The sequence below is a fragment of the Paenibacillus sp. CAU 1782 genome (assembly GCF_054551715.1).
Genome location: NZ_JBTOLL010000021.1, coordinates 1 through 12,312 on the forward strand (window position 1 = coordinate 1; position 12,312 = coordinate 12,312).

A 12,312-nucleotide genomic window follows, 5' to 3' on the forward strand; every position below is an offset into this window, starting at 1 on the left:
AAGAGCGATGGAGCCCCCGGGGTCAAAGTGTTGTGGAGGGGCCTTCAAGTGTTTCGCAACGTATTGGATACGTATCGCTTCTTACTGTAAATTTCCGGAAACATTGTGGGGCAAGCTTAGACATCCTTGTCCGTTAGAGCCCCAAAATGGGTAATTATTGGATAATTTTCACTGTAACGGACATCCATGTCCGTTACAAACGCAAAAAGTTAAAAAATAAGCGCTAACGGACACGGATGTCCATTAGCGTTTTTAATTGAATCAGATACGCGGATCGGCTTTTGGGACAGCCCCGAAGAGCGGTCGTTTTGGGTTTGTGCTGCTGGATATCTTCATTATCTTCCGTTAAAGGCGCTAAGCATCCATACATGTTTTTCAAGCGAAGTATGAATAGCAAGGAGCATGTCGGCAGTTGTTTCATCGCCGGCTTCCTGTGCGGCTGCCATGCCCGCTTTCAATTCTTCTATGATGACGGAGAAATCGTGAATCAGTTGATCTACCATTTCGACCGCGGTTTCATTGCCGCTGGCTTCCTTGATGCTGGACGCCTCCAGGTAGTCGCTCATTTTGGCAAGCGGCTGGCCTTTTACAGCCAGCAGGCGCTCTGCGATTTCATCGACATGGAGAGCCGCTTCCTCGTAGAACTCCTGGAATTTTTCGTGCAGCGTAAAAAACTGCGAGCCTTTCACATACCAGTGGTAGTTGTGCAGTTTAATGTACAGGATACTCCAGTTGGCGATTTGACGGTTGAGGTGTTGTTGAATAGTCATGCAAAATCATCCTTTCTACTATTGGTTTGCTCCGTTATGTCTTTATTTAAACATGCCGGATGATGATGAATCAGTGAATTTTGTTGCCACGCAACTACTTTTGCTGTCTGCGGCTCAATGACTGTATCACTTGAACAAAAAAGTATCAGCAAGAGAGTGGGCAAATGGTACGTTGAATAAATTTATACTAAATCCTTATTTATAATTATTATAAATTAATAATCATTTGTCAAGTTCTCTTGAGATGAGATGTCAGGGTAACACGGCGGCAGCCTGCAAAGCTTCCGCTTCAGCCAACAAATGAACCGTCGATACAAACATGGCATGCGACCAAGTGAGAGGGACAACCCAGGCGGTTTCGCCTGTGTCCTTGTCGATTTGCTCAGGCAGCAATCCGCTTTCCGTAGCGTGGTCGATGGCCCAATTCAGCCATGCGCGCGCCTTTTCCGGTTCTCCCGAGGCAATGCGGTATTGCGCCAGCCACAGGGTCGTTAAGATCCAGGGGTTGCCCCCGATATAATGATCGTCGCCATATCGCTTGATGCCTCCTACGCCGGGCACGGTCAATGCCGCCTCCAGCGCGTCAGCCGTGCTGCGCATTCTAATGCTGTCCGGTGGGACGGCTCCAAAGGGCACGGAGATGCCCAGCAGGCTTATATCCGGCATATCGTCATACTCCAAAATATGGCGGATGTAGCCTTTGTCCAGCGGTTGGACGCAGCCAGCTTTTCCGTCAGCCAAGGCTTCTTCATAGCGGCTTTGGTTAACAGTCAGATGCAGGCCGCGATAGTAGCTTCTGCTTTTTTCGTTCCAGCATTTTTCTTCAATCGCTTTTGCCACCCCGCCGGCCGCAGTTCTCCATCGTTCCGCCTTTGCGCTTTCTCCAGCGAGTTGGGCAAAGTCTGCTGCCGCCGTCAGACCGCCATAAACGGCGGCGGAGGAGTAAGTATGGGAGGCTTCGCGTTCCTCCCACAAATCGATGCTGGGGCGCGGGAGGCCGCTGTCCTGATCAAGAAACGCCTCAAGAAAGGTAGCGCCTCGCTCCACGGCAGGCCATACTTTTCTGGCAAAATTCCCGTCCCGCTTAACCAGATAATGTTGATGCATGCCCCACAGAATCGATGCTCCTTCATCAATTTGCAGGCCCCAGGAAGGAGCCAGCGAGCCATCGTGATAATGGCGCTGCTGCCATGAACCGTCCGGCGACTGGGCCCTCAGCGTCCATTCATAGAATGACTCCGACAACCCGTAAAGCCCGGCCCGATCCAGCGCGGACGTAATAAAGGCGGCATCTCTTCCCCAACAAAAGGCATACCCGCCGCAGCGGCTGAAATGCTCGTCGAATTCCGGAGCGGCGATAATACTGCCGCTACCGCTATCCGACATCAGCTTGAACATCAACAGGGAACGCTCGTACAGGGTGCGGATTTTTTCCTCGGGGAGCGGACAAGGCGCAGCTGCCTCCACATATCCTCGCCAATACTTGTCGGTTTGGGCAGCCCACTGTTCTGACGGCTTGTCTTTTGCCACCCTCAGTGTTTCCAATGCTTCAAGCTCGCTATGGCCTGCAGCGATAAAGATCGGTATGGTCACGGACGCGCCGGGCTCCAATTCATCAATTTGCCAAGCCAAAGCTCCGTCGCCGCGCATATCGATGACATTCCCGCTTAGCTTATCTAGCGTTCCGGCATCGATTTCTTTCCATGGAAGCCCTGCCTGAAATTTACTGCATACGTTTGCACTTGAGACCGCAAAAAAATAACGGTGCCGGAAATGGATCAATGCATCGTCGTTTTCGTGAAACATGGTTGTGTTATAGAGTATATTTTCGCTAATCAGAAAGGAGGAGTGCACGACAAAGTGAAAGGAAGCGGGGGTTTCTCCCCGGTTTGTAATGATGTATTGACGGACTAGCAGGTTTTGGTCGGGTACGGCAAAATGCAGACTGTCGATGGCTAGAGCTTCTTCATCGTGGCTTGCCGAGATGGAAAGTGAATTGCTCCGTTCTGTGTAGGCGCAGCTGTGCAGCCAGCCGCTTTCCTCGTCGTCGAACCAGGAAATGCGGCCATCGTCATAACAGATGCCGGTTCGCATGGCGTCGATATGCTGCGGCATGTCAATATGGGGCCACCACATTCTGTGCAATCTGCCGCTTCGCCCAAGCGAAGCGAGAAGAGAAGAGTTGCCGATAATGGCATCGATCAAATAAGGCTTGTTGGCATTGGACATCTTGTCAGCTCCTATTTGTGGTAATGGCGGATAGACGATTCTCTGACGATAAGCCGGTGGGGGATAAGCGTCCGCCTCTGGAAAACATGCTCGCCCTGTATCAGGCGAATCAACTGCTGGGATGCGGTATAGCCAAGCTGGTAAGTACCGATATCGACGGAGCTGATCGGCGGCGTAGCTAGCTCCGACAAGGCGATATTGTTAAAGCTGACGAGGCTTATATCCTCGGGCACGCGGTAGCCCAGCTCGTTCAAGCCGCGAAGAACCCCGAAGGCGACAACATCGTCGATGACGACCAGGCCGCTAGGCCGCTCCGGCAGTTCCATGATTGAAGACATGGCGCGATAGCCGCTATGCTGCAGGAAATCGCCTTCAACGATCCATTCGCTTCGGATGCGCAAACCGGCTTCTTCCATTGCGCGCCGGTAACCGGTCATCCGGTCCCGCGATACGGTCAGGTCGGGCGGGCCGCTGACAAAGCCGATTCGTTCATGTCCTTGCTGGATGAGATGTTGGGTCGCGTCGAATGCGACCTGTTCATTGTTGTTGTCCACGGTCAAAATCGTGGAGCTTTGCTCGTCGCGTCCGATCAAAACAGTAGGAAACTGATGCGAATCCAGCATGGCGATCAAGGGATCGTTTATTCGGGCGGACAACAATATAATTCCGTCTACCCGGCGGCCGAATACAAGCCGGGAAATCGTATCGTTTTCATCCTGCGGCGATGTCGCCGCGGTTAGCAGCATGTCATAGCCTGCTTTGGATGACTGCGCCAGAATGCCGCGCAGCAGCTCGCCAAAGAAAAAGTCCTGGAACAGCTCCTCCGCCGGGCGCGGGAGCAGAATGGCGAGCGTGTTGGTCGTTTTGGATACCAGGCTTTTGGCCATCGCATTGGGATGGTAGCCCATTTCCTCCATAATCCGTTTGACCTTGTCGCTGGTTGCTTTGCTGATGCGCGTATGCCCCGATACAACCCGTGAAACGGTGGAAGGCGATACATTTGCCGCTTTGGCGATATCTTTAATCGTTATCATAATCGTGCGAAGCCCCCATTGCCAGTAGCTTAATGTAGCGTAGCGCTGCGCTTGGCGGATAGAAATGTCTATGCTCCGAGCCACCCCAAACGCTGTTTGATAGTAAGTATATCGCTTTTCCCTCCCAAGACACAAATGACGAAAAACTGAGAATTTAGGAGTAAATGAAAGATAATTCCTGAAAAACCTGCATGAATGATGAAAAACAGTTTGTGCAAACGTTTTAACAAAGTGCCTAGCCTGATGTATAGTGATTACAGAAATACAGCGCTTACAAGTTCGAAAACAACATTGATTACACAAAGTTCGGGGGATCTCAGACTTAAAAAGTGACTGTTTTTCTGATTTTGAGCAAACGTTTGTTCAGTTCAGAAAGTGCTGTTTTGCAAGCGTTTGGCGTTATGTGAGGTAAAGATTATTCAATTACGGGAAGGGGATCAAGCAATGAGAAAATGGATGGTTATGATGGCGGCATCGGTTTTGTTGGTGGTTAGTGCATGCAGCGGGGGCGGCAATGGAGGAAACAGCGGCAACGCTAGTCCATCGGCTAGCAGCGAAAGCGGCAATACGGAGTCTCCCGGCAATGAAGGAGCAGGAACCGAGGAAGAAGAATTTGCTCCTGAGCCTGGCGCCAGCCTTGTGATTTGGGATGCCAACAACCAAAAGGCCTTTTTGGAGGAAATGGGCAAAGCCTTTGAAGCGGAATACGGAGTTCCGGTCAAATTTGAAGAGGTGGGCAACACGGATCAGGTTAACAAACTGATGACGGACGGTCCAGCGGGCCTTGCCGCCGATGTTCTTCTGTTTCCTCATGATCATCTCGGCAACGCGGCAACGGCAGGTTTGCTTTTGCCCAACACCGTGTTTGAGGACGAAGCAATAGCGGAAAATGTAGACAACGCAATCAAAGCCGTCTCGTATGATGGCATCCTGTACGGCTATCCCCGTTCGGTTGAAACCTATGCTCTGATCTATAACAAAGATCTTATTGCGGAAGCGCCCGCCACGTTCGACGACGTGTTTGCTTTTGCCGAAACCTTTAATGATCCATCCCAACATAAATACGCATTTGCATGGGAGCTGCAGCAGTTTTATTACAACTTTGCCTTCCTTGCTTCCCAGGGCGGGTACATGTTCGGCGACGATAATACGAACAGCGAAGATATCGGCCTGAACAACGATGGCGCTGTGGCAGGCGCGAAGTTCCTGCAGGAGATCAAGCAAAAGCTGCTTCCCATGAACACGGGCGATATCGACTTTGATATTAAAAAGGGATTGTTCCTGGAAGGTTCCCTGGCGCTGGATGTTAACGGGCCATGGGCGATTGCCGACTACAAGGCGGCAGGATTAAACTTTGGCGTCGCTCCGCTTCCGATGGTTGCCGGCAATCCTATGACCTCCTTCTCCGGCGTGCAGGCTTATTATGTCAACGCCAATTCCAAATATCCGCAAGCGGCGCAATTGCTGGCGCGGTTCCTGTCCACCAAGGAAGCGCAAATGAAAAACTTCGAGCAAAACAGCTTGATACCGGCTAACAAAGAAGCTGCCGATGATCCGGCGGTATCCAATGACGAGGTGACAAAAGGCTTCCTGGCCCAGTTCGTCAACTCGACGCCGATGCCTTCCATTCCGGAAATGGGCAGCGTATGGAACCCTATCACATCTGCGATTTCTGAAATCTGGAATGACGGCAAGGATGCCAAAACGGCGTTGGACAATGCCGTTTCCCAAATCAAGGACAGTATCGGAGCCAACTAACGCTCCATAGGGCATTGATTATACTTCATTGGCGTTTCCCCGCTGTTAGCGGGGAAACTTGCCAATTGATGACTGTTTTTAACAACCTCTATTATTTGATTTTGGGGAGAGGAGCCGGCCTAATATGAAACGGCATCGCGTAACTGCGGCTATCCTGTCGATTGTGCTGCAAGGGCTAGGGCAAATGTACAACCGGCAATGGTTGAAGGGCATTATTTTTATGTTGGTTCAAGGTCTTGGCCTTTATTATTTGATTCCGCGTATCGGCGGGGCATTGTGGGGACTTGTCACGTTAGGGGAAACCACGCAAAAATTTGTGAAGGTGGGCAAGGCGACCCAGCTTGTCAAGGGCGATCATTCCATCTTTTTGATGCTGGGCGGCATTATCGTCGTGCTTGTATTTATCGTGTTTGCCATCATTTATGCTTCTAATATTTACGATGCCTATCAAAACGGCAAAAAGCGCGACGAAGGGAAAAGGGTTCCTAACTTTGCCGAGTCGTGGAGGAATGTGACGGTTAATCATTTTCCGTATTTCCTGCTGTTTATTCCGGTGCTTGGCGTGTTGTTTTTTACAATCATGCCCATTCTCTTTTCGATTATGCTGGCGTTTACGAACTATTCGGCGCCTAACCATATACCGCCCGCCAAGCTGGTGGATTGGGTCGGCTTTCAATCCTTTATTGATCTGCTTCAGATGAAATCGTGGAGCAAGACGTTTTACGGGGTGTTGGTCTGGACGATCATCTGGGCGATTCTGGCGACGGTCACCTGCTATTTCGGGGGTATCCTCGTTGCTTTGCTGGTGGAATCCAAGGGCATCCGCTTCAAAAAATTGTGGCGCACCCTGTTTATTATTCCGTATGCCATCCCGCAGCTCATATCGCTGCTTATTTTGCGCAATATTTTTAACGCCAAGTTTGGCCCGATCAATCAATATTTTGCCTACTTCGGCCTTGACGGCCTGCCGTGGCTGACCGATCCGTTCTGGGCGAAGGTTACGCTTGTTCTGGTAAATATGTGGATCGGCATTCCGGTCAGCATGCTGCTCGTGATGGGAGTGCTGACGGCGATTCCGCGCGATTTGTATGAAGCGGCGGAAGTGGACGGCGCTAACGGCCGGCAGCAATTCCGGATTATTACGATGCCGTATATTTTATTTGCAACGGCGCCAATTCTCATTATGCAATTTGCGGGCAACATCAATAATTTCAACGTCATTTATTTGATGACGGGCGGCGGACCGGCAAAAGGCGAATATCAATTTGCAGGCTCCACCGATTTGCTCGTTACGTGGCTGTTTAATCTGACGCTGGTCAACAACAAATACAATATGTCGGCTGCGATCGGCATCCTGATCTTTATTATGATCGCCGGCATTTCCATCTGGAGCTTCCGCCGATCCAAATCGTACAAAGAGGAGGATATGCTGTCATGAAAAAGAGAAACAGCGCTGTTCGACTGGCATTCAGCTACCTGACGCTTGTGATTTTGGCGGTATGCGCGCTATATCCGGCATTATGGGTGGTTGTCTCCTCGTTCCGTCCCGGCGGATCGCTGTATAGCAAACATTTTTGGCCCAGTGAATGGACGCTTGAGCACTACGTTGAGCTGTTCACCAGTACCCAATACACGTTTGGCGTCTGGTACATGAACACGCTCAAAATCGCCTGTTTTACGATGGTGTTTTCCGTTGCGCTGGTGACATTGAGTATGTATGCTTTGTCCCGATTCCGATTTAAGGGGCGCAAAAGCATGCTGACCGTCATGCTGATATTGGGCATGTTTCCAAGCTTTATGAGCATGATCGCAATCTATATTATTTTGCTTCAGGTCAATTTGCTGGATACGCACGCCGCGATGATTCTGGTTTATTCAGCGGGGGCTGCGTTGGGCGGTTTTATTGTAAAAGGCTATTACGATACGATTCCGCGCAGTCTCGACGAAGCGGCCCGGATTGACGGGGCAAGCCATCTGCAGGTTTTTGTGCGAATCATGCTGCCGTTGTCCAGACCCATTCTGACGTATGTGGCGTTAACTTCCTTCACTGGGGTATGGGGCGACTTTATTTTTGCGCGGCTTGTGCTGCGGTCCAAGGAAAACATGACAGTGGCCGTGGGCATGTACGAATTGATCAGCTCCATGCAAAACAGCAACTTTACGATGTTTGCGGCGGGTTGCGTTATTATCGCGATTCCGATCACGATCCTGTTCCTGATCCTGCAGCGTTTTCTTGTGCAGGGACTTACGGCGGGGGCGTCCAAGGGATGAGCTCGTGGCGGAAGCTCGGGCGTTGTTTGGCGCAGGTTCTATGCGTAATTAGTCTGGTTCTGCTGCTGGGAGCTTGTTCAACCTCGGACGGCTACTCATCCGGGGGAACCGCCGAGCCGGGCGATCCGATTAACGTGACGGAGCCGGGAGGTGCTGCTGTAGAAGCAGGTGGCGGCGGCTCCGATTCCGCTGGAGCGGAAACTGTCGGGACTCCTCCATATGACGTAGACGAACAACCTTCCGTCGTTTTTTATGAGATATTCGTCCGATCGTTTTATGACAGCGACGGGGATGGCATCGGCGATTTGCGGGGCGTTGCCGCCAAGCTGGATTATTTGCAGGAGCTTGGCGTCGGCGGCATCTGGCTAATGCCAATCCTGGCATCGCCGAGTTATCACGGATATGATACAACCGATTATTACGCCATCAATCCGGACTACGGAACGCTGGAGGATTTGCAGTATCTGCTTGCGGAGTCCAAAAAGCGGGATATTTCCGTCATTATGGATTTGGTCGTCAACCATTCCAGCAGCGAGCATCCCTGGTTCAAGGAGGCGCTTGCGGATAAAGCCAGCCCGTATCGAAGCTGGTATACGTTTGCATCAGCGGAAGACAAGGTTCCTGCGGACGGAGCGGTTGACGGCAATCCGTGGCATAGCTATGGCGACGGTCGGTATTTGGGCATCTTTTGGGGCGGCATGCCGGATTTGAATTTTGACGAGCCGGCTGTCCGAAAAGAAATGATTGAAATCGGACAATATTGGCTGGAGCAAGGCCTGGACGGTTTTCGTCTGGATGCAGCCAAACATATTTTCGGCGATTTCAAATCGACGGCGGGTTCGCCTGAGGTGCAGGGGGCAAACCAGGCATGGTGGCAGGAGTTCCGCCAAGGGCTAAACAAGGTTAATCCCCAAGCTTATTTGATCGGGGAGGTATGGGATTCCGCTTCCGTTATTGCTCCTTACTTCGATCAGGCGCTGGATTCCGCTTTCCACTTTGATCTGGCGGGCAAGCTGCTTAGCGCGGCAAGAAACGAAAGCGATCCCGACCTTGCTTTTTCGCTTGGGCGGGTACATGGGGCCTATGAGCAGTCGTCGGGCGGCCGTTTTCTGGATGCCCCGTTTCTGAGCAACCATGATCAAAACAGAGTGATGAGCGTGCTGAACGGGAATGCTGATCATGCAAAAATGGCGGCGGCGCTGCTGTTGACGCTTCCTGGGACGCCTTATCTGTATTATGGCGAGGAAATAGGAATGAAAGGCGTCAAGCCGGATGAATATATACGCGAGCCGATGTTATGGTACGCCGATCCTGCTGGCGGGGAGGGGCAGAGCAGTTGGCTTGCTTCGCGCCACAATCGCGAGGCCGGAGCGGTATCGGTGGAGTGGCAGGAAGGGGCGGCAGGCTCGCTCCTGGAGCATTACCGCATGCTGATCGGCTGGCGCAACTCGGAGCCGGCTTTGAGTGACGGAGCAATTGGAGAGTACGAGCTGGCCGTGGTCAATAGAGACCTCAGTGATGCGCCGAATGAGGCATTAAGCGGTGATTCAGATGAAACGCTTGGCGAGGCTTTAAGCGCATATGTTCGCGTATCCCGCAATGAACGAGTGCTGGTTGTCCATAATCTGTCGGGCAAGGAGCAAAAGGCAGCATTGGCGCCGTCTCCGATTTATGGGGAATTTAGAGTGCTGGCGCACAGCACGGCTTCCGAAGCGTTGCTGAAGGAAAGGATATTGACGCTGCCTCCGTACAGTACGGTTATTTTGAAATAAATGATAAAGGACGCTTGGAGGAATCGCGGCTGATGTGCCGCCTTGCTCCAAGCGTCCTTTTTATTTTAAAGAGTACCGGGGAGGCCCCGCGATCCCGCAGGGCACTTCTGGCAATCATCTGTTTGCGAAGCGAGAGGACATACGACTGCCTGGTCTCCGCAAGTGCATATCATTTCAATTAAGCTTCAGGACAACGAATTCATACCCGTCCAAAACCAGCTTCAGCCGCCCGTTTTCATCGCTGTTTACCTTGCGTTCAACCGGCAATTCAGGGCTGCCGGAGAAAAGCACAGTCCAGGAGGACGAAGTCTCGGGCAAAGCGGAAGCCTCCGCTTCGGCGAGTTGTTCCTCGCTGGCCGCAATTGCAGCATTGCTGCCTAAGGCCGCAGGTGTTGATCCATCAGATACAGCATTGCCGTACAACGCGTTAGTCAACGCTTCGCCGGTTGCGCCATGTCCACCTAAGTCCTCCAGCTCTGCCTCTGGATTTGCAGTTTCCCCGTCATAAGTTGCTGCCTCAATATTGGAAGCGTTGTCCGTTCCCGACGAAAAGCCACGGAAAGGGATAATCGTTTCGGCATTTCCAAAGCTTTTGCCATCAGTAATGGTGCAAACGTCAAGTTCAATCGCGGTTTGCTCGGGGCGAGCGTTAAGCGCAATCAGAAGCAGCTCGCCTCCGCCTGAGCGCGCATAGGCCAAAGCGCCGCCATCGCTTAGCTCCGTTCCTGCATAAATGAACTCGAGGCCGGAGGACCTGAGCGCCGGCTGTGCTTTGCGAAGCGCGATGGCCTCGCGGAAGAACGTCAATAACTCGGCGTCCTGCTTGGCGGGTTCCCACTCCATGCATTTGCGGCAATCGGGATCGTGGCCGCCGTCGATGCCGATTTCATCCCCGTAGTAAATGCACGGCACGCCGGGAAAGGTAAGCTGGAACAACGCCGCGAGCTTCATTCTTTCCGTTTTGTTTCCGCAAAGAGTGAGCAATCTCGCCGTATCGTGGCTTCCCAGCAGATTAAATGCGGCTTCCGTCACTTGGCGAGGGTAAGCCGCGGTCAAAGCCCCGATCGCTTCCGCGAAGCGGGCGGCGTCTTGCTTCTCATAGGCAAAAAAATCAAGCGCGGCATTCGTGAAAGGATAATTCATTACGGCGTCGAACTGATCGCCTTGCAGCCACATGATGGAATCATGCCAGATTTCACCCAGGATGTAGGCGTCGGGATTAACCGTTTTGACCACTGTCCGAAATTCCCGCCAGAATTGATGATCCACCTCGTTTGCAACGTCGAGACGCCAACCGTCGATCCCGATCTCCTCTATCCAATAGCGGGCCGCTTCCAGCAAATACGCCTTTACTTGGGGATTTTCGGTATTTAGCTTAGGCATAAGCGGCTCAAAAGCAAACGTTTCATAGGTTGGCACGCCGTCAACTATCTCAAGCGGCCATTCGCGGACATGGAACCAGTCGGCGCATTTGGAGTCGCGACCATTAAGCTGGGCGTCCACGAACGGAGCGAAGGTGCGCCCGGAATGGTTAAACACGGCGTCAAGCAACACGCGAATGCCGCGTGCATGACACAGCTCGACCAATTCTTTCAGCTTTTCATTAGTGCCAAAATGGCGGTCGACCTTCATATAATCTTCGGTATCGTATTTATGGTTGGTTGTTGCTTCGAACAACGGGGTAAAATAAATGGCATTAATGCCAAGCTCGGATAAATAATCGAGATGGTCGATGACGCCTTGAAGATCGCCGCCAAAAAAATTGCCCGGCGTCGGTTTGCCGCCCCACGGCTGCACGTCTTCGGGATTCAGGGAAGGATCGCCGTTAGCGAAGCGTTCCGGGAAAATTTGATAAAATACCGCGTCTTTAACCCAGGAGGGCGGCTGAAATACATCCGCAGGATTAATGAAGGGATAATCGAAGAAGCTTAACGGGTTTTCCGGCAGCTCCGTCACGAATCCTCTCTCCGTCATGATCAGCGATGCTTCCGCTCCTATCAGTTTAAACGCGTAGCGCAAGCGCCGGAAGGGAGGCACAACGGATGTTTCCCAATAGTCATACATGGCGTCGGAGGCAAGCAGCGTCATGGGGACGGCGATGACCGTTTCGTTCCAGGCGTACTTATCTCCGGCAATGACTTCCACGGCTTGGGCGTCCCCGCGTTTGGTGCGAATTCTGAGATGAATGCTTTGATGATCGTAGGCGTAGGCCCAGTTTTGTTTCGGACGGTGATAAACGGCTTCAAGCAACATTACACATCTCTCCCATTCAAAAAAAAGTGTGGATAACGCGAAAAAAGGCACAACCGCCGGTTAATTACCGAGGTTGTACCTTTCTCTAACCTGTTTAGCGCCGCTCTCGCGAAGCGTATAGGAACAGAGGTTGCGGTAGCAGTGCCTTTATATTTTGAACTCTCAACAACCATTATTATACATGAATGTTGCTATCCGCACCATATTTTTTTTGCCAAATAGGAG

The 12,312-nt window shown here is 51.8% G+C and carries 7 protein-coding genes and 1 pseudogene; 4 read left to right on the plus strand and 4 right to left on the minus strand.

What is annotated here, in order from left to right:
• Window positions 1-335: 335 nt before the first annotated feature.
• From ACX93W_RS24320 to ACX93W_RS24330, 3 genes are all read right to left on the minus strand, one after another.
• A complete protein-coding gene (locus ACX93W_RS24320; protein WP_459394964.1) occupies window positions 336-770 on the minus strand; it encodes a Dps family protein in 435 nt (144 codons plus the stop codon).
• A gap of 252 nt (window positions 771-1,022) precedes the next feature.
• The gene (locus ACX93W_RS24325) at window positions 1,023-2,999 is read right to left on the minus strand and encodes a glycoside hydrolase family 15 protein (protein WP_459394965.1); all 1,977 of its coding nucleotides are present in this window, start codon (window positions 2,997-2,999) and stop codon (window positions 1,023-1,025) included.
• 11 nt (window positions 3,000-3,010) lie between these two features.
• Window positions 3,011-4,033 carry a LacI family DNA-binding transcriptional regulator gene (locus tag ACX93W_RS24330; protein WP_459394966.1) on the minus strand — a complete coding sequence of 341 codons (1,023 nt, stop codon included), beginning with the start codon at window positions 4,031-4,033 and terminating at the stop codon, window positions 3,011-3,013.
• 444 nt (window positions 4,034-4,477) lie between these two features.
• On the opposite strand from ACX93W_RS24330, the gene ACX93W_RS24335 reads away from it, so the two are divergent.
• From ACX93W_RS24335 to ACX93W_RS24350, 4 genes are all read left to right on the plus strand, one after another.
• Window positions 4,478-5,791: a sugar ABC transporter substrate-binding protein gene (locus ACX93W_RS24335; protein WP_459394967.1), complete on the plus strand. Its 1,314-nt coding sequence runs from the start codon at window positions 4,478-4,480 to the stop codon at window positions 5,789-5,791.
• Between the two features lie 124 nt (window positions 5,792-5,915).
• Window positions 5,916-7,229 (plus strand): carbohydrate ABC transporter permease, encoded by a 1,314-nt coding sequence (locus ACX93W_RS24340; protein WP_459394968.1) that lies wholly within the window; start codon window positions 5,916-5,918, stop codon window positions 7,227-7,229.
• Window positions 7,226-8,062: a sugar ABC transporter permease gene (locus tag ACX93W_RS24345; RefSeq protein WP_459394969.1), complete on the plus strand. Its 837-nt coding sequence runs from the start codon at window positions 7,226-7,228 to the stop codon at window positions 8,060-8,062. The genes ACX93W_RS24340 and ACX93W_RS24345 overlap by 4 nt, the downstream gene beginning before the upstream one ends.
• Window positions 8,059-9,834 carry an alpha-amylase family glycosyl hydrolase gene (locus ACX93W_RS24350; RefSeq protein WP_459394970.1) on the plus strand — a complete coding sequence of 592 codons (1,776 nt, stop codon included), beginning with the start codon at window positions 8,059-8,061 and terminating at the stop codon, window positions 9,832-9,834. Before ACX93W_RS24345 ends, ACX93W_RS24350 begins: the two co-directional genes overlap by 4 nt.
• Window positions 9,835-10,452: 618 nt before the next feature.
• Here ACX93W_RS24350 and ACX93W_RS24355 read toward each other — a convergent pair.
• Window positions 10,453-12,087: pseudogene (locus tag ACX93W_RS24355) on the minus strand (glycoside hydrolase family 13 protein); the annotation flags it as partial.
• Window positions 12,088-12,312 lie beyond the last annotated feature (225 nt).

Coding starts and splice junctions, on each gene's coding strand:
- ACX93W_RS24320 (WP_459394964.1), bottom strand. CDS start 770: ATGACTATTCAACAACACCTCAACCGTCAAATCGCCAACTGGAGTATC.
- ACX93W_RS24325 (WP_459394965.1), bottom strand. CDS start 2,999: ATGTCCAATGCCAACAAGCCTTATTTGATCGATGCCATTATCGGCAAC.
- ACX93W_RS24330 (WP_459394966.1), bottom strand. CDS start 4,033: ATGATAACGATTAAAGATATCGCCAAAGCGGCAAATGTATCGCCTTCC.
- ACX93W_RS24335 (WP_459394967.1), top strand. CDS start 4,478: ATGAGAAAATGGATGGTTATGATGGCGGCATCGGTTTTGTTGGTGGTT.
- ACX93W_RS24340 (WP_459394968.1), top strand. CDS start 5,916: ATGAAACGGCATCGCGTAACTGCGGCTATCCTGTCGATTGTGCTGCAA.
- ACX93W_RS24345 (WP_459394969.1), top strand. CDS start 7,226: ATGAAAAAGAGAAACAGCGCTGTTCGACTGGCATTCAGCTACCTGACG.
- ACX93W_RS24350 (WP_459394970.1), top strand. CDS start 8,059: ATGAGCTCGTGGCGGAAGCTCGGGCGTTGTTTGGCGCAGGTTCTATGC.